The organism is Actinomadura sp. NPDC023710 (genome assembly GCF_040639875.1).
Taxonomy (GTDB): Bacteria; Actinomycetota; Actinomycetes; order Streptosporangiales; family Streptosporangiaceae; genus Spirillospora; species Spirillospora citrea.
In genome coordinates, this window is record NZ_JBFAGB010000012.1 from 135,644 (window position 1) to 153,171 (window position 17,528).

At 74.9% G+C, this 17,528-nt stretch carries 14 protein-coding genes; 8 read left to right on the forward strand and 6 right to left on the reverse strand.

The genetic code is table 11. From position 1 onward, the window contains the following. Positions 1 to 74: 74 nt before the first annotated feature. Positions 75 to 473, forward strand: coding sequence for a phage holin family protein (locus AB0H37_RS16325; protein ID WP_329096866.1), 399 nt, complete (start codon positions 75 to 77; stop codon positions 471 to 473). On the opposite strand, the gene AB0H37_RS16330 is transcribed toward AB0H37_RS16325, so the two are convergent. The 4 genes from AB0H37_RS16330 to AB0H37_RS16345 form a co-directional block, all read right to left on the reverse strand. Further along, on the reverse strand, positions 470 to 3,661 hold the full coding sequence (locus tag AB0H37_RS16330; protein ID WP_360613398.1) for a hypothetical protein: 3,192 nt from the start codon (positions 3,659 to 3,661) through the stop codon (positions 470 to 472). The genes AB0H37_RS16325 and AB0H37_RS16330 overlap by 4 nt on opposite strands. An 82-nt stretch (positions 3,662 to 3,743) precedes the next feature. Further along, on the reverse strand, positions 3,744 to 4,754 hold the full coding sequence (locus AB0H37_RS16335) for a cation diffusion facilitator family transporter (RefSeq protein WP_360613400.1): 1,011 nt from the start codon (positions 4,752 to 4,754) through the stop codon (positions 3,744 to 3,746). 74 nt (positions 4,755 to 4,828) lie between these two features. Continuing rightward, positions 4,829 to 5,845, reverse strand: a complete 1,017-nt coding sequence (locus AB0H37_RS16340; RefSeq protein WP_329096862.1) for a hemolysin family protein — start codon at positions 5,843 to 5,845, stop codon at positions 4,829 to 4,831. Then, entirely contained in the window at positions 5,833 to 7,182 is a 1,350-nt protein-coding gene (locus AB0H37_RS16345) for a hemolysin family protein (protein WP_360613402.1), read from the reverse strand. Before AB0H37_RS16345 ends, AB0H37_RS16340 begins: the two co-directional genes overlap by 13 nt. A gap of 343 nt (positions 7,183 to 7,525) precedes the next feature. On the opposite strand from AB0H37_RS16345, the gene AB0H37_RS16350 reads away from it, so the two are divergent. Next, positions 7,526 to 8,740 (forward strand): hypothetical protein, encoded by a 1,215-nt coding sequence (locus tag AB0H37_RS16350; RefSeq protein WP_360613404.1) that lies wholly within the window; start codon positions 7,526 to 7,528, stop codon positions 8,738 to 8,740. Positions 8,741 to 9,071: 331 nt separating this feature from the next. Here AB0H37_RS16350 and AB0H37_RS16355 read toward each other — a convergent pair whose 3' ends face one another. Next, positions 9,072 to 9,434 (reverse strand): hypothetical protein, encoded by a 363-nt coding sequence (locus tag AB0H37_RS16355; RefSeq protein WP_229810216.1) that lies wholly within the window; start codon positions 9,432 to 9,434, stop codon positions 9,072 to 9,074. On the opposite strand from AB0H37_RS16355, the gene AB0H37_RS16360 reads away from it, so the two are divergent. Genes AB0H37_RS16360 through AB0H37_RS16385 form a run of 6 tightly spaced genes read left to right on the forward strand, consistent with a single transcriptional unit; the run spans position 9,328 to position 16,985 of the window. After that, the gene (locus tag AB0H37_RS16360) at positions 9,328 to 11,376 is read left to right on the forward strand and encodes a tetratricopeptide repeat protein (RefSeq protein WP_360613497.1); all 2,049 of its coding nucleotides are present in this window, start codon (positions 9,328 to 9,330) and stop codon (positions 11,374 to 11,376) included. The genes AB0H37_RS16355 and AB0H37_RS16360 overlap by 107 nt on opposite strands. A 2-nt stretch (positions 11,377 to 11,378) precedes the next feature. Continuing rightward, positions 11,379 to 12,518 carry a protein phosphatase 2C domain-containing protein gene (locus AB0H37_RS16365; RefSeq protein ID WP_360613406.1) on the forward strand — a complete coding sequence of 380 codons (1,140 nt, stop codon included), beginning with the start codon at positions 11,379 to 11,381 and terminating at the stop codon, positions 12,516 to 12,518. Next, positions 12,515 to 13,834 carry a VWA domain-containing protein gene (locus AB0H37_RS16370; protein ID WP_360613408.1) on the forward strand — a complete coding sequence of 440 codons (1,320 nt, stop codon included), beginning with the start codon at positions 12,515 to 12,517 and terminating at the stop codon, positions 13,832 to 13,834. Before AB0H37_RS16365 ends, AB0H37_RS16370 begins: the two co-directional genes overlap by 4 nt. Before the next feature lie 5 nt (positions 13,835 to 13,839). Continuing rightward, a complete protein-coding gene (locus AB0H37_RS16375; protein ID WP_360613410.1) occupies positions 13,840 to 14,604 on the forward strand; it encodes an FHA domain-containing protein in 765 nt (254 codons plus the stop codon). Then, positions 14,601 to 16,127 carry a hypothetical protein gene (locus tag AB0H37_RS16380; protein ID WP_360613411.1) on the forward strand — a complete coding sequence of 509 codons (1,527 nt, stop codon included), beginning with the start codon at positions 14,601 to 14,603 and terminating at the stop codon, positions 16,125 to 16,127. Before AB0H37_RS16375 ends, AB0H37_RS16380 begins: the two co-directional genes overlap by 4 nt. 30 nt (positions 16,128 to 16,157) lie before the next feature. Further along, positions 16,158 to 16,985 carry a glutamate ABC transporter substrate-binding protein gene (locus AB0H37_RS16385; protein WP_360613413.1) on the forward strand — a complete coding sequence of 276 codons (828 nt, stop codon included), beginning with the start codon at positions 16,158 to 16,160 and terminating at the stop codon, positions 16,983 to 16,985. Between the two features lie 17 nt (positions 16,986 to 17,002). Here AB0H37_RS16385 and AB0H37_RS16390 read toward each other — a convergent pair whose 3' ends face one another. Beyond that, a complete protein-coding gene (locus AB0H37_RS16390) occupies positions 17,003 to 17,353 on the reverse strand; it encodes an STAS domain-containing protein (protein WP_179831697.1) in 351 nt (116 codons plus the stop codon). Positions 17,354 to 17,528: the final 175 nt, after the last annotated feature.

Below are 17,528 nucleotides of genomic sequence, written 5' to 3' on the forward strand. Positions count from 1 at the left end.
ATGACGGGAGTCACCGCCTGGATCGTCTCGCAGTGGGATGACATGGCCGGTTCCCGGCCAGCATGATGCGTGGCGTGCGCATTCTTCTCAAGGTCGGCGCCACCGCGGTCGCCCTGTGGGTCGCCACGGTCCTGATCGACGGCATCACGCTCGGCGATCAGACCACCGCCCGGCGGATCCTCACGCTGCTCGCGGTCGCCGTCATCTTCGGGCTGGTCAACGCCGTCCTCAAGCCGATCATCAAGACCCTCGGCTGTGCCTTCTACGTCGTCACGCTCGGGCTCATCGGGCTCGTCGTGAACGCGCTGCTCCTCTGGCTGACGAGCGAGCTGGCGGAAAGGCTCGACCTGCCGTTCCACGTGACCGGGTTCTGGCCGGCCTTCTGGGGCGCGATCGTCGTCGGCGTCGTCGGCTGGCTGCTCCACCTGTTCCTCCCCGACGGCGACGAGGACAGGGGCCGGGACCGGGACTAGCCCGCCAGGCCGGGCGCGGCCGTCGAGGCGCGCTCGAACGGGCTCAGCTCCAGCCGCCCGGACGGCGAGCCCGCGTACTCCCGGTATCCCGGCGGGCGCGTTCCGGCCGTCCCCACGAGGATCCAGCGGCGCGCCCGGACGGCCCCGATGAGGAACTCGCCGTCGGTCACCGCCCCCGCGTCCGCGACGATCAGCGCGTCGAACTCCTCGTCGCGGACGGTCAGCCCGGCGCCCGCCGGGGTCCCGACGACGAGGTCGGCGGTGCGGAGCAGGACCTCGCTCCCCGCCGCCCGGCCGCCCTCCAGGTACCCGGTGAGCTCCTCGATCCGGGCCATCGCACGGCGCTGGTGCGCGGGGACGACCTCCGGGTCGTCGTCGGGGTCGGCGCCGCAGATCTCCAGGACGTTCGACCGCGACCGCCCCTCGGCCGCCGCCACCGTCTCCAGCTCGGCCTCCCGCGCGGCGATCTCCGCCGCCGCCTCCTCGGCGCGGCGCGCCAGCTCGGACGCGGTCTCCGCCGCGCGCGCCGTTGCGGTCTCCGCGTCCGACCGGGCCCGCGCCGCGGCCGCGAGCGCCGCCTCGCGGGACGTCCGGGCGGCGGTCACCCGCTCCTCGATCGCCTGCGCGGCCTGGTGCGCCGCGCGGGCCCGCAGGCCCGCCTCGGTGGCACGCTCGACCGCCTCCGACGCCTGCCGCGCCTGCTCCCGGTGCTCGGCGCCGACCTTCTCCCGCTCGGCCGCGAGCCAGGTCAGCTCCGTCCCGAGCCGCTCCTGCGCCTCCTGCGCCGCCTTCAGCCGCGCCCCGCCCTCGGACACGAACGACGCCAGCCCGCGCCGCAACCGCTCCGCGTGCTCCGCCGCCTCCTTGGCCTCCCGCGCCCGCGTCGCCGCCTCGTCCGCCTCCCGCGTCCGGGTCCTGACCTCGGCGCGCAGGCCGCGCAGCTCCGACGGCGGCGACGCCACGTGCAGCCGCTGCCCGAGCGTCATCTTGCGGCGCAGCGCCGACAGCGCCGACTCCGCCGACACCAGCCGGTAGTAGGCGGCGTGCCCCTCCGCCGCGGCGTCGGCGTCGGCCGCCGTCAGCCGGTGCGCCTCCTCGGCCGCGCCGGGCAGCGCCTCCCGCGCCCGCGTCAGCTCGTCGGTGAGGGACGCCTCCGCCTGCCGCGCGCCCTGCAACTCCGACTGCGCCGTCTTGGCGCGCTCGTCGATCTGGACGCACCGCGCGTAGGTGGCGTCGGCCGTCCGCGTCAGCGCGGCCGCGTCGGCGCCCGCCTCGTCCGCGGCCCCCTGCAACCGCTCCGCCTCGGCCCGCGGCCCCGCCAGCTCCGCCTCGGCCTCCTCCTGGACGCCGGAGAGCCGCTCCGCCTCGGCGTCGCCGGCGGCGGCCGCCTCCTCCGCGCCCGCCGCCGCGGCCCGCGCCTCCTCGATCGCGCGGGCCAGACCCGCCTTCTCCGCCTCAAGCTGCTCGGACCGCCGCAGGTTCTCCGCCTGGACGGACTGGAGCGCCGCCGCGTCCCGCGGCCACTGCTCCAGCGACATCAAGCCGCGCTGCAGCAGCCGCGCCTCCGTCTGCCACGACAGCCGCCACGCCTCTCCGACCGGACGGAGCGCCGCCGACCGGACCCGCGCCTCCGGCGCCGACGGCCCCTCCCCGGGCTCCACCGGCTCCACGGGCGGCAGCGTGGGCAGCGGCTCGGCCCTGGTCACCACGGCCTCCGGCTCCGGGAGCGGGCCGACCAGGGGCCTGAACTCGACCGTCCCGTGGGACCCCGGCTCCCGCAGGGGCGGCGGCTCCTGCTCGGCGGGCGGCGCCTCGACGGGCGGCGCCTCGACGGGCGGCGCCTCGACGGGCGGCAGTCCCTGCGTCCGCACCGACCGGGCCTCCGCCGTCTCCGGCTGCGTCTCGATCAGCAGCGAGAAGACGTCGGGGTCGCCCTCCACGGCGCGCAGCAGCTCGGCGGCCTTCTCCGGGGTGGGGGCGATCAGCAGGGCCCGCCCGTCCGACTCCGTGAGCTCCTTGACCGCGTCCCGTACGACCTGGGCCTCGTCGCCCTCGTCCACCTGGACGAGCCGCAGCCCCTCCGCGCCCTCCAGCGTCCCGGGCGCCACCAGGAACCGGGCGAGCACGTCCCACTCCCCCGCGGCCCGACCGTCCCGCAGCGCCCGGACGGCCGCGATGTGCGGCGCCCACCCCACGGGCGGGACGTCCTCGGGCACCTCGCGCAGGCGCGCGTCGATCCCCTCGTAGAACTCGCTCAGCGGCCCGTAGACGCTCTCGACCAACTCGCGCCAGCCCCCTTCGCCGGCGTCCGTCCCCAACGGAGGCGTCGGCTCGGCGACGTCGATGGGCACGGTCCCCAGGACCGCCCGAGGATCAAGCCCCTCGCCCCCGACGCCCTCCTCCACGCCGGGCACCTCATCGGCGGGCCCCTCGTCCACGACCGGCTCCGCGCCCGCCGCGGGCTCCACGTCCTCTGCCGGTACGTGCCGCGCCGCCTCAGCGCCACCGGCAGCCCGGCCGCCGACGAGCGACGCCGCCTCGGGCGGTTCGTGAGCGGCCGTCGACCCGCTGTCGGCAAGGTCGCCGGCGGGCGGGACGGCAGGCACCGTCTCCTGATCGGTCATGCCGCCGTCGGCCACTTCCGCCGCGGCCGCGTCGTCGGCGAGCTGATCGGCGATCGGCGCCGCCTCCGCCGGGGCGTCCATGGGACGGTCGCTGCCGACGGGCTCCGCGCCGGCGGCGTCCCCTGCCGGAAGCGGGTTCTCCAGCGGGCTGTGCTGTGTCGACTCGGCGTCCACCTCGCCGAGGTCTGGCAGATCAACGGCCGTCGTCTCCGCGGCGGGCGCGTCACCGAGGGGCCGGTCGTCTGCGGTTTCCTCTGGTGGGACGTGCTGTGCCGCGTCGTTCATGGGCTGTTCAGGGGCCGTCGCGGCCGGGCTCTCGCCGGGCGGGCCGCCGACCGGCGGCGTGGCCTCGGACGGTGCGTCAGGGATTTCGTCGGTCTGAGCGGGCTCGGGCTCCGGCTCGGGGGACGGCGGGATGACAGGGAGGGCCTGGGTGGCCTCGGCCGACGGTTCCTGCTCGTCCGTGCCGGGGAGGGGGACGATGACCGTGGGGAGGTCGGAGTCCGGGACGTAGGGGGGTCTGGTGTTCTCGTCGGGTCCGTTGGTTTCCGAAGGCTGGTTCACGACGCCATCCCGTCCCAGATCGATCGTCCGGGGCCAGTATGTTCCCCTTCTGCTCCCGACTAACGTCTCACAGGCCGCAGACTCAGCGGTGTCCCGCGAGAGCGGCGTGATGATCTTCACCGGGGCGGGGTTCGGGGTCGGGGTGGACCACCGCGCCGGTGAGGCGGGGCAGGGCGTGCAGGAGGCTGTGCTCGGCGTCCACGGCGATCTGGTGGGCCCGGACGACGGTGGAGGCGGGGTCGACGACCACGTCGCACTCGGCGCGCAAACTGTGGCCGATCCACCGGAGGCGGACGTCGCCCACGCCCCGGACGCCGGGCGTGGCGGAGAGAGCGGCTTCGGCCTGGTCGACCAGGGCGGGGTCCACGGCGTCCATCAGGCGGCGCCAGACCTCGCGGGCCGTCTGCCACAGGACGGTCAGGATCGCCACCGTGATGAGCAGTCCGACGACCGGGTCGGCCCAGGGGGCGCCCAGCGCGACGCCTGCGGCGCCCAGGAGGACGGCCAGGGACGCGAAGCCGTCCGTGCGGGCGTGGAGGCCGTCGGCGACGAGCGCGGCGGAGCCGATGCGGCGGCCCGTGCGGATGCGGTAGCGGGCCACCAGCTCGTTGCCCAGGAAGCCGACCAGCGCGGCGCCCGCCACGGCGGCCACGTGGTCCACAGGCTGTGGATGGGCCAGGCGCTGGACGGCGGCGTACCCGGCGACGGCGCAGGACGCGGCGATGGCCAGGACGATGACGACACCGGCCAGGTCCTCGGCGCGTCCGTAGCCGTAGGTGTACCGGCGGGACGGCGGGCGGCGGCCGAGCAGGAACGCGATGCCCAGCGGGACGGCCGTCAACGCGTCGGCGGCGTTGTGGAGCGTGTCGCCCAGCAGCGCCACCGAGCCGGTGAACGCGACCACGGCGGCTTGCAGGGCCGTGGTCGCGCCGAGAGCCGCCAGGGAGATCCACAGAGCGCGCATGCCCTGGGCGCTCGCCTCCATGGCCGAGTCCACCTTGTCGGCCGCCTCGTGCGAGTGCGGGCGCACCAGGTGGGCGAGGCGCCCTTTCCGCGAGTGACCGTGCCCGTGTCCGTGACCGTGTCCGCTCATCCTCCGATGATGGACCGGAAAACCCGTTGCAGCACCTCGACACCTGCGGTGTCGTCGCAGGTACGCGGGCTGTGTCAGTGCGGATTGGTGGCCAGAAGCTCCGCCAGGAGGTCGTCCAGGGTGACGATTCCGGCGAACTCGTCGCCGTCGCCGTTGACCACGGCGAGCTGGGCGCGACCGCGGCGCATGCGGCTGACCGCGTCCAGCACGGTCGTCTCCGCCGTGAGGACGGGGGCCGGGTGCGCCAGCTCGCCCGCGCGGCGCTCGTCGCCCGGCTCGATGATGGCGGCCCGGACGTGGACGATCCCCGTCATCGCGCCGTCCAGGTCGCGGACCAGGAGGCGGCTGTGGCCGCTGGCGGTGGCGGTCCGGCGGATCTGCGCGGCGGTCGCGTCCGCGTCGATCGTGGTGACGGACGTGGCGGGCACGACGAGGTGCCCGACCGTGGCCTCCCGCGCGGAGATCGCCCGGTGCAGGAGCTCGTGGTCGCGGCGCCCGATGAGGCCGAGGCGGCGGGACTCGCCGACCAGGTGGCTGAGCCGCGCCGGGTCGGTGTGGCTGTCCAGCTCGTCCTTCGGCGTGACGCGGATGAGGCGCAGCAGCGCGTTGGTCACCGCGTTCAGCGCCGACAGGATCGGGCGGGACACCTTCGCGAACGCGCGGAACGGCAGGGCGAGGATCATCGCGGACCGCTCCGGGTGCGCGATCGCCCACGACTTCGGGGCCATCTCGCCGACGACCATGTGCAGGAACGTCACGACGGCGAGCGCGCAGCCGAGCGCGATGGCCTTGGAGCCCGCCTCGGGGACGCCGAGCGCGTGCAGCGGCGGTTCGAGGAAGTGCTCGAAGGCGGGCTCGGTGACGATGGCGAGGCCGAGCGAGCACATCGTGATGCCGAACTGCGCGCCGGCCAGCATCAGTGACAGCTCGCGGACGCCCGCGACGGCGGCCACGGCGGGACGGCTGCCCTTCGCGGCGGCGCGTTCCAGCTGCGGGCGGTTGGCCGCGACCAGCGCGAACTCGGCGGCGACGAAGAAGCCGTTGCCGAGCAGCAGCGCGGCGGTGATCAGCAGCGAGGTCAGCGGGTCCACGCGACCTCCTCCTCGCCGGACGGGACGTCCGCGGGCGCGGCCGCGCGGATCAGGATCTTCTCGGCGACCCGGCGGGCCACGCTCACGACCTCCAGCTCGACGGCGCCGCCGTCCAGTTCGAAGGTGAGGCGGTCGCCGGGGCTCGGCAGCCGGCGCAGCTCCGCCATGACCAGGCCGCCGAGGGTGTCGTAGGCGTCGCCCTCGGGCAGGTCGAGGCCGGTGAGGCGGCCGACCTCGTCGATGCGCATGCCGGCGTCGACCAGCCAGGACCCGTCCGGCCCGGACGTCGGGGCGTCCTCGGGGCCGTCGGTCTCGTCGGCGATCTCCCCGACGAGCTCCTCGGCGACGTCCTCGAAGGTGAGGATGCCGGCGAGCCCGCCGTACTCGTCCACGACGCAGGCGAACTCCTCGCCGGAGTCGCGCATGTGCTCGATGACGCCGTACAGCGGCTGGCTGCCGGGCACCAGCAGCGCGGGCCGGGCGACGGACCCGACCGGGGTGGACGGGTCGAGCGTGTCGTCGGCGACCTCGCGGACGCCCGCGACGCCGACCACGTCGTCGACCTCCTGCCCGTAGACGGGGTAGGCGCTGTGACCGGTCTCGCGGATCAGCGCGACCAGGTCGGCGAGGGGCGCGGTCGCCGGCAGCGCGCGGACGTGCGGGCGCGGCACCATGACCTCGTCGGCCGTGAGGTCGCCGAACGACAGGGCGCGGTCGAGCAGGCCGGACAGGTCGGCGGGCAGGTGCCCGGCGCTGTGCGACTTGCCGATGATGTCGCCGAGCTCCTCCAGCGTCGCTCCGCTGTGCAGCTCCTCGACGGGCTCGACGCCCACGGCGCGCAGCAGCCGCTCCGCCGCGCGGTCGAACAGCCGGATCAGCGGCCCCGCGACCGTCAGGTAGACGAGCGTGGACGCGGCCAGCACGCGCGCCAGTTGCTCGGCGCGGGCCAGGGCGAGGTTCTTCGGGAACAGCTCGCCGAGCAGCATCTGGATGAGCGTCGCCACGACGAAGCCGGTGGCGAGGGCGATCGCGCCCGTGGCCCCTTCGGGGATGCCCACCAGGCCCAGCAGCGGCTGGATCAGCTCGGCGAGGGCGGGTTTGGCGATGAAGCCGACGACCAGGGTCGTCATCGTGATGCCGAGCTGCGCGCCCGACAGCATGAAGGAGACACTGCCGATGACCTTGAGGGCCCTGCGGGCGGAGGTGTCGCCGCGTTCGGCGGCCTGTTCCAGGGTCGCGCGGTCGGCGGCGACGTAGGCGAACTCCTGGGCGACGAAGTATCCGGTGGCGGCGGTAAGGACGATCACCGCGAGAACACCCAGTGCCGCGCTCAGCATGTGGCACCGGGTCTATGACTGGGGTCCGACACCGCGGACTCACCACTCCTCTCGTTAAATGACGTATCTGTCGTAACGTCACCAGGGACAACGAGGTTCCCCCTGCACAGGGTACGGGCACGTGAGGATCAGCGGAGAGCGGCGGTCTCGCGACGCGGACCTGTCGAGACGGAAAGCACCTTGTCTCGGTTAGTGTCACGGATCACACTTGTATGAGAGCGTACGTCCGATAGTGGACCGGTCCGTGCTCCCAGACCGGCTCTGCGGGCATGCTCAGGGGGGACCGGAGAAGACGATCGCGGGGCAGACGTTGGACCAGAGCGGGGCAGGGGCCGCTGCGCCCATGAGCCGTGAAGGCGTCGACCATGCCCTGCGCACGCTGCGGGACGAGCGCGACCGCATCGCCTCGAACCTCCTCGAACTGGAGAGCCACGACGGAGGCCGCCTGCTCCAGGGCGCCCGGCTCACCGGCGAGACGTGGCGGCGCTGGGAGGTCGCGCAGGCCCGGCTGGCGACGCTGTGGCGGCTGTTCGACGCCTACCAGCGCGTCCTGGACGCGGCGGGGGAGCTGCGCGAACGGTCGCCCCGGCTGGACCCGGCCGCGCTGATGGAGCTGTCGGGCCTGCTGTCGGGCCAGTCGGTGGAGCTGCCCGACGGGGAGATCCCGCTGGAGCACCGGACGCTGCTCGGCCCGCAGGAGCGCCGCATCACGCTGGACGAGGCCGTCGCGATGATGGCGGACGCCTACGAGTTCGTCGCGGGCGAGATCGCCGCCGCCGACGCCGCCTGGTCGGCGCTGCTGCAGCCGCTGGAGGACGCCGAGGAGAGCTGGCGCAGGACGGCCCGGCTGGCGCACGCGCTGGACGGCACCCGGCATCCGGAGCTGGACCGGGTCGGCCGCGAGCTGACCGCGCTCGGCCGGCTCGTCCGCACCGACCCGCTTTCCCTGGTCAAGGACGGCCGCGCCGACACCTCCCGCCTCGACCGGGTCTGCGCCATACTGACCTCGCTCGGCGACGAACTCGCCGGCGTGGCCCGCATGCGCGAGGACTACGAGGAGCTCGCGGCGCGGGTCGCGGCCTCCGTCGAGGAGGTCGAGGAGACGGAGCGGCGGGCCCACGACGCCCACGCGACGGCCCTCGACAAGATCCACTCCCCGAACCTCCCGGAGCCCGCGCGGGGCCTCGGCGCCGCGCTGCGGGATCGGCTCGCCGCCCTCGAACGGCTGCGCGAGGCCGGCCGCTGGGTCGAGATGGCGGGACGGTTCGCCGAACTGGAGCGCGCCGTCGAGGAGGCGCTGGAACGGGCGCGCGGTGATCTGCGTCTCAGTGCCGGCCTGCTCGACCGGCGGGGCGAGCTGCGGGGGCGCCTGGAGGCGTACCGGGCGAAGGCCGCGAGGCTCGGCCTGGCCGAGGACGAGCGGCTCACCGTGCTGTACGGGGAGGCGCGCGAGGTGCTGTGGACGGCGCCCTGCGACCTGCGCAGGGCGACCACGGTCCTGGCGGAGTACCAGCGAGCGATCAGGGCGTGCGAGAGCGAGACGGGGACCCGGCGATGAACCGATGCACCCAGCCCGGCTGCACGGGCGAGGTGGAGGCGGACGGATTCTGCGACGTCTGCGGCATGGCTCCCGCCGCCGCCGCGCCCCCCCCGGCGAACTCGTCACCGCAGTGGGCGCCCCAGCAAGCACCTTCCGCGCCCCAGTCGGCACCCCATCCAGCACCCCATCCAGCACCCCAGTCGGCGCCCCAGTCCGCGCCGTCGCGTCCCTCCGGGCCGTTCAGCCCGTCGCACACCGGTCCGGCGCCCATCAGTCCGTCGCCCGCCGGTCCGGCGCAGCCCGCGCGGACGGCGGCGCCCGTGCGTCCGGCCGGGCCCGCGATGCCCGGCTACCCGGGCGCGTACGGGCGGCCCCCGGGCCCGGCTCCGGCCGCCGCCCCGGGGCAGACGCCGGTGACCAATCCGGTGACCCCCGCGCCGCCCGCGGGCATGCCGCCGGGTTCGTCCGGCCAGAGCGGGCGCGGCGGGCAGGGCTCCTCGTACGGCAGCGCGCCGACGAGCGGGTCGGGCAGCGTCGGGTCCGGGCGGACGGCCTCGCGCGGCGGCACCCGGGGGACGGGCTCCAGCGGCTCGGCCAGGCGCGGGATGCTCGGCGCCGGGCTCGTCGAGGTGCCGCCGGTGCCGGCCCGCGACCCGGCCTCGGCGATCATGGAGAACCCGGAGGTGCCGGAGAACCGGCGCTTCTGCAGCAAGTGCGACGAGAAGGTCGGGCGCAGCCGGGGCGGGCGCCCGGGACGCACCGAGGGCTTCTGCCGCAACTGCGGGCACCCGTTCTCGTTCACCCCGAAGCTCCGGCCCGGCGAGATGATCGGCGGGCAGTACGAGGTGCTCGGCTGCCTCGCCCACGGCGGGCTCGGCTGGGTGTACCTGGCCCGCGACCACAACGTGAGCGAGCGGTGGGTCGTCCTCAAGGGCCTGCTCGACACCGGCGACGCCGACTCGCTGGCCGCCGCCACCGCCGAGCGCGCGTTCCTCGCCGAGGTCGAGCACCCCAACATCGTCAAGATCTACAACTTCGTGCGGCACGGCGAGTCCGGCTACATCGTCATGGAGTACGTCGGCGGCCGCTCGCTGAAGGACATCCTGCTCAGCGCCCGCCAGGCGCAGGGCGACCAGGCGTCGCTGCCGCTCGGCCAGGTCATCGCCTACGGCCTGGAGGTGCTGAGCGCCCTCGGCTACCTGCACGGCGTCGGGCTGCTGTACTGCGACTTCAAGCCCGACAACGCCATCCAGTCCGAGGAGCAGCTCAAGCTGATCGACCTCGGCGGCGTCCGGCGGGCGTTCGACGCGGACAGCCCGATCTTCGGCACGCCCGGCTACCAGGCCCCCGAGATCGGCTCGCAGGGTCCCTCGGTCAGCTCCGACCTCTACACCGTCGGCCGGACGCTGGCCGTGCTGAGCTTCGCGTTCCGCGGCTACACCGGGCGGCACCTGCGCAGCCTGCCGCCGCGCGAGGAGGTGCCGCTCTTCCAGCGGCACGAGTCCTACCACCGGCTGCTGCGCCGTGCCACGCACCCCGATCCGGCCCGCCGGTTCCAGACCGCCGCCGAGATGGCCGAGCAGCTCACGGGCGTGCTGCGGGAGGTCCTGTCGGCCGAGGACGGGCGCCCGCGCCCCGCGCCGTCCCCGCTGTTCGGGCCCGAGCAGCAGACCGCCGGAACGGAGATCGTCGGCGGCCTGGACGGCGCCGGGCGCGGCGAGGGGGCGCCGCCGATCCTGGCGCCGGTGGAGCCGGCCGCCGCCGCGGCGGCGCTGCCCGTCCCGCTGGTGTACGCCTCCGACCCGGCCGCGGCGTTCCTCGCCGGGCTCACCGCCCGCGACCCCGCCGACCTGGCCGCGGCCCTGGCCTCCGCGCCGGCCGCGTCCCGCGAGGTGCGGCTCGCGCTGGTGCGCGTCCGCATCGAGCTGGGCGACCTCGACGGCGCCGCGCACCTCCTGGAGGACATCGCCGCCGAGGCCCCCGACGACTGGCGCGTCGACTGGTACCGGGGCGTGCGCGCCCTCGCCGGCGGGCGCGGCACCGAGGCCGTCGCGGTGTTCAACGACCTGTACGACCTCGCTCCCGGCGAGCAGGCGCCCAAGCTGGCGCTGGCGTTCTGCCACGAGACCCTGGGCGAGACGGCCGCCGCGGGCTACTACTACGAGACGGTGTGGCGCACCGATCCCACCCACGTCAGCGCCGCGTTCGGGCTGGCCCGCACGCGGCTCGCGGCGGGCGACCGCGCGTCCGCCGAACGCGTCCTCGACTCGGTCCCGCGCATCTCCAGCCACTACCTCGCCGCGCAGCTCGCCGCCGTCGCCACCACCGTGCGGGGGCGCGGCCCTTCCGAGCTGGACGCGCCCGCGCTCGTCGAGGCGGGGCGGCGGCTGTCGGCCCTGCGCCTGGACACCGAGCGGTCGGCCGCGTTCGCCGCCGAGGTGCTGGAGGCGGCGCTGACCTGGGTCCGCGCCGACCGCGGCTCGGCCCCGCCCGGCGTGCGGCAGCAGATCCTCGGCACCGACCTGGACGAGCAGGCCCTCCGCAAGAAGCTGGAGGACGTCTACCGCGTGCTCGCCAAGCTCGCCGACGGGGCCGAGCAGCGCCACGCGATGGTCAAACGGGCCAACGCCGTCCGCCCGAGGACGCTCTTCTGACCATGAACGCGGACCAGCACACCCCCGTCGCGCTCTGCCGTACCTGCGGCGAGCCCGTCAACGAACGCGACCGCTTCTGCGAGGAGTGCGGACGCCCCGACCCCACCACGCCCAGGACCCCGCCGCTCGGCACCGCCCTTCCGCACGCCTCGCCGCCCCCGGCGTCGCGCGACGTCGCGTCCGTGCCCGTCCCGGCCCCGCGCCGGGCCCTCCCGCCGGAGCGGCGGCCCGACCCCCGCACGCCCCCGGCCGGTCCGGGCGGGGGCATCGCCGCCGGGAGCGCCTGCGTGGACTGCGGCAGCGGGGCCGTCGGGGCCGACGGGTACTGCGAGCAGTGCGGGCTGCGGCAGCCGAGCGGGCGGGAGCACGTCGAGGCCGAGGCCGGGCGGTTCGGGGCGGCGGTGAGCGACCTCGGGCTGCGGCGCAGCCGCAACGAGGACGCGTTCGCGCTGGCGGCGCTGCCCGCGGGCGTGTGCGCGGTGGTCTGCGACGGGGTCGCGACGGCGCCCGGGTCGGAGGAGGCGTCGCGGCTGGCCGCCGAGGCGGCGCTGGCCGTGCTGACGGGCCGCGTCACGGCCGGCGTGGACCCGCGGGGCGCGATGCGCGACGCGGCGGCGCGGGCGGGCGAGGTCGTGGCGGGGATGCCCGGCGATCCCGACTCCTCGCCCGCGTGCACGTTCGTGTCGGCCGTCGTGGACGCGGGCGGCATCACCGTCGGGTGGGTCGGCGACAGCCGCGCCTACTGGCTGTCGGCGGCGGGCTCGTGCCGGCTCACCACGGACGACTCGTGGGCCTCGTCCATGATCGAGCAGGGCGCGATGAGCGCCGAGGACGCGTGGGCCGACCGGCGGGCGCACGTGCTGACAGCCTGGCTGGGGGCGGACGCGGGCCCGCTCGACCCGCACGTGGCGGCGTTCCGGCCGACGGGCCCCGGGCTGGTGGTGCTGTGCAGCGACGGGCTGTGGAACGACCTGCCGGAGCCGTCCGACCTCGCGGCCGTGGCCCTCACCGGCCGGGACGGCCCGCTGGACGCGGCACGGCGGCTGCTGCGGGCGGCACTGGACGCGGGAGGGCACGACAACGTGACGGTGGCGGTCCTTCGCTACCCGCCGCCAGGACCGAGCAGGGAGCGGGGCAGATGAGCGATTTTCCGGAGTTCACCGTGCGGGTGGACCAGAACCCCTATCTCCCGGCCGGCGGACGGGAGATGCACGCGATCGTCTCGGTGGAGGCGCGCTCGTCCGGCGGTCCGGGCCCGGTGGCGGACGGGGGGCGCGCCCCCGCCGCGGAGATCATCATGATCGACACCTCCGGGTCGATGTCCTACCGGGGCAAGATGGCGGCGGCGAAGCGGGCGGCGCGGGCGGCGGTGAACGTGCTGCGCGACGGCGTGCACTTCGCGGTGGTCGCGGGCGCGAACCGGCCGCGGATGGTCTACCCGCAGGGGGAGCGGCTCGTCCGGGCGGACGCGGCGTCCCGGCGCGGCGCGGTGGACGCGGTGGGGCGGCTGGAGGCGGCGGGCGGGACGGCGATCGGGTCGTGGCTGCGGCTCGCCGACCGGCTGTTCACCGGGCACGACGCCGTCGCCGAGGGGGCCGTCAAGCACGCGATCCTGCTCACCGACGGCAAGAACCAGCACGAGTCGGACGAGGAACTGGACGCGGCGCTGCGCCAGTGCACCGGCCGCTTCCTGTGCGACGCGCGGGGCGTCGGCACCGACTGGAACGTCGCCGAGCTCCGCAAGATCACCTCGGTGCTGCTGGGCGGGTTCCTGGACGTCCCCGACCCGGCCGACCTGGAGGCCGACTTCCTGGCGATGACGCGGGCCGCGATGAGCAAGCAGGTCGCGGACGTGACGCTGCGCGTGTGGACGCCGCAGCAGGCGCGGCTGCGGTTCATCAAGCAGATGGTCCCCGCCGTGGAGGACCTCACCGGCCGCCGGGGCGCCTCGGGCGCGCAGACCGGCGACTACCCCCTCGGCGCGTGGGGCGACGAGAACCGCGAGTACCACCTGTGCGTGGAGGTGCAGCCCGGCGACGTGGGGCGGCAGATGCGGGCCGCGTGGGTGAAGCTCGTCGCGGGCGACCATGTCCTCGCGTCCGGCAACGTCATCGCCGAGTGGACCGACGACGAGGCCAGGTCGACGCGCATCAACGGCCGGGTCGCGCACCACACCGGGCAGTCCGAGCTCGCCGAGGCGATCCAGCAGGGCCTGGAGGCGCGGCGGGAGGGCGACGAGGACACCGCGACCGCCCGGCTCGGGCGCGCCGTGGTGCTGGCGCGGGAGGTCGGCAACGAGCAGATCTCCGGCCTGCTCGACAAGGTCGTGGACGTGGTCGACCCGGCGCGCGGCACCGTGCGGCTGAAACGGGACGTGGCGAAGGCGGACGAGATGTCGCTCGACACCCGTTCCGTCCGGACCGTGCGGACCCGGCACGGCGACGAGGCAGGGGGCTGAGGCCCATGCCGGTCTGCCCGAGCGGGCACACGTCCCAGTCCACCGACTACTGCGACGTGTGCGGCGACCTCATGGACGGCGCGCAGCGCGCCGAGTTCGCCGAGCCCGCGCCCGAGCCCGCGCCGGTGCCCGCGCCGGCCGCCGAGCCCGCGGCGGCGGAGGAGCCGGCCTGCCCGCACTGCGGGACGCCGCGCTCCGGCCGCTTCTGCGAGGAGGACGGGTACGACTTCGAGACCGGCACGGTCTACACCGTCGAGTTCACCCCGGCGGGCACCGCGCACGCGGTGCCGCTGGTGCCGCAGCAGCGGGACGGCAGCGTGCCCGTCGTCCCACGGCCGGTCCCGGCCCCCGCGGCCGGCCCGCACGCGCTGGTCATGGCCGACCGCGCCTACTTCGACTCGGTCGTCGCGGAGATGGGACCGGACGGAGGCGGACTCGCGTTCCCGCCGTACTGCCCGGAGCGCCGCGTCCCGCTGCTCGGCGGCCAGATCCGGATCGGGCGGCGCAGCGCCACCCGCGCGCTGCTGCCCGAGATCGACCTCAGCGCGCCGCCCGAGGACCCGGGCGTCTCGCATCTGCACGCCGTCCTGCTCGCACGGCCGGACGGCGCGTGGAACCTGATCGACCCCGGTTCGACCAACGGCACCACGGTGAACGGCGGAACGGAGCCGATCCCGGTGAACGTGCCCGTTCCGGTCGGCGACGGCGACCGCATCCATGTGGGCGCCTGGACGACCATCACGCTGTCCCTGCAGGAGGGCACGTCATGACGATGAGTCCCGCACCGCCGGCGGCTCCCGCTCCACGGCCGCCCGCCCCGCCCGCGCCGCTCCCGGACAGGACGCCCGCCGAAACGCGGCGCGGCGGCCGCCTGAGGACGTTCGTGCGCGGACGGTGGCTCAAGACGATCCCGGGCCGCATCCGGGCGCATGTCGTGCTCTGCGTGGCCGCGCTCGTGGCGCTGCTGGCCGTCCTCACCGTGGCCATCGGCAACGCGCGCGACTCCGTCGAGACGATCGGGCACGACGCCGGCCCGCAGGTCGTCGCGACCGGCACCCTGTACTTCGCGCTCAGCGACATGGACGCGCAGGTCTCCAGCATCCTGCTGATCGGCCGCGAGCACGGCCTCGGCATCGGCTACGACGAGACCCTGCGGGTGTACGAGAGGCGCCGCGCGGAGGCCGACGCGGCGGCGGTGCAGGCCGCGCAGCTCGCCGGGCGCGACCCGGCGCTGCGGCGGACCGTCCAGGAGGTGCTGAACGGCCTCGGCAGGTACGAGCGGCTCGTCGGCCAGGCCATGCAGCTCGACGCGCAGTCGAACCACGCGCCCGGCGAGACGCCGCAGCAGGTACTGGAGGCCTACCGGCAGGCCACCGACCTGATGAGGCTGCAACTGCTGCCGAAGGCGTACAACATCACGCTCGACACCGGCGCGAACGTCCGGCAGTCGTACGAGACGAAGCGGTCCGCGGTGCTCACCGGGCGCACCTGGGTCGCCCTCACCGGTCTGGTCGTGCTGCTGCTCCTGATCGCGACGCAGTTGTACCTGGTGCGGACGTTCCGGCGGGTGCTGAACCCGGCGCTGGTGCTGGCGACGCTCGCGACCGTCGTCCTCACCGCGGTCGGGGCGGGCCTGCTCACCGCCCACGCGGGGCACATCAGGACCGCCAAGGAGGACGGCTTCGACTCGATCCTGCAGCTCTCGCGGGCCCGCGCGATCAGCCACAGCGCGTTCGGGGACGAGAGCCGCTACCTCCTCGACCCCGGCCGCGCCGACACCTACGAGCAGACCTACCTCGACAAGTCGCTGTCGGTCATCTACCCCGACATCGGCGACAAGCCGGTGAACCTGGAGAACTACTACGCGGGCCTGGAGCAGAAGGTCGCCCCGTACCGGCCCGACAAGGGCCCCGAGCCGTTCCTCGGCCTCTTCGAGAGCGAAGCGAGCACGGCCTGGAGCGGCCGCGAGGGCGACGCGGTGGTGAAGATGCTGCGCGCGTACATCGCCGTCCAGCGCAACGACGCGCGGATGCGGCAGCTGGCGTCGGCGGGGAACCGGTCGGGCGCGGTCGACCTGCGGATGGGCCGCACGTCCAACGCGATCCGCGACTTCGACGCCTACGACGCGGCGCTGAGCTCGCTGACCGCCGTCCACCAGGACGCCTTCGACAAGGCGATCAGGGACGCCGACGGCGGGCTGCGCGGCTGGAACGCGGTGCCGCCGGTGGCCGCCGTCGTCATCGCCGCACTGATCATCGCGGGGGTCCGTCCCCGGCTGGCCGAGTTCCGCTGACCGAGTTCGCCTGATCAAGGAGACCAAGCCATGCGCGCGACCCGTGCCATCGCCGCCCCGGGGGCCGTCCTCGCCGCGGGGGCGCTGCTGTCCGCCTGCGGCCTCGGCGCCGAGGAGGAGCAGTCCGTCGCCGAGAAGGGCTCCCTCGTGATCGGCGTGAAGGAGGACCAGCCGGCCCTCGGCGTGAAGCGCCCGGACGGGGTCTACGAGGGTTTCGACGTCGACGTCGCGACCTACATCGCCGGCAAGCTGGGCGTCCCGAAGAGCCGCCTGACGTTCAGGACGACGAACTCCTCGGTCCGCGAGGACGCGCTCGCCAAGGGCGACGTCGACATGATCGTCGCGACGTACTCGATCACGGCGAAGCGGAAGTCGAAGGTCACCTTCGCCGGGCCGTACTACGTCGCCCACCAGGACACCTTCGTCCGTGCCGACGCCGCCGCGATCAAGGACGTGCGGGACCTGAAGGGCAAGCGGATCTGCGAGGTGAAGGGGTCCAACTCCTGGCGCCGCGTGATCGAGGAGCGCAAGGTGGCCGCGCAGCCGGTCACCGTGGACACCTACGGCGCCTGCATGGACGCGCTCGCCGGCGGCCGGCTCGACGCGGTGTCGACCGACGACCTGATCCTCGCCGGGTTCGCCACCGGCCGCCCCGGACGGATGATCAACGCGCCGTTCACCGACGAGAAGTACGGCGTCGGCCTGAAGAAGGGGGACCTCAAGGGCTGCGAGGAGGTCAACCGGGCGATCACGGACATGTACCAGGACGGCACCGCCCAGCGGCTGCTGAACACGTGGTTCGGCAAGTCGGGGCTCAAGCTGACGACCAGCGTGCCCCAGTTCGAGGGCTGTACCTGACCCGGCCGGGCAGGGCCCTACGGAGTGGTGGACGGGAAGGCGGTGACGGCCTCGCGCAGCGTCTCGTGGATCGGGATGAACTTGTCGAGCCCGGTGATGCGGAAGACCCGCTGGACGCGGGGCGGCAGCGCCACCAGCGCGAGGTGCGTCCCGTGCTCGCCGGCGCGGCGGTTGGCGGCGACGATCGCGTTCAGGCCGGTGGAGTCGCAGAACGTGACCTCGCGCATGTCGACGACCATCGCCTCGCCCGACTCGACGGCTTCGAAGAGGGCCTCCTCGAAGCGCGCTCGGGACACGACGTCGATGTCGCCCTTCACGCGAACGAGCGTGCAGCGGTCGTCGCGCATCAGGCTGATGTCGAAGTCCATCGTCACCTCACGCCCCACTCCGGTGGTACCCGGCCATCTCAGGTGACTCCTCAGGATTGCGCACCCGTGCCCGCATTCCAAGCAGTTCCCGGGTAAGGGACCAGGTCGCCCGCCCCCGGCTCGGACCGTAACGTGGGTCCGGACGCCCGTCTGATCCCCGGTCCCGACTGTACCT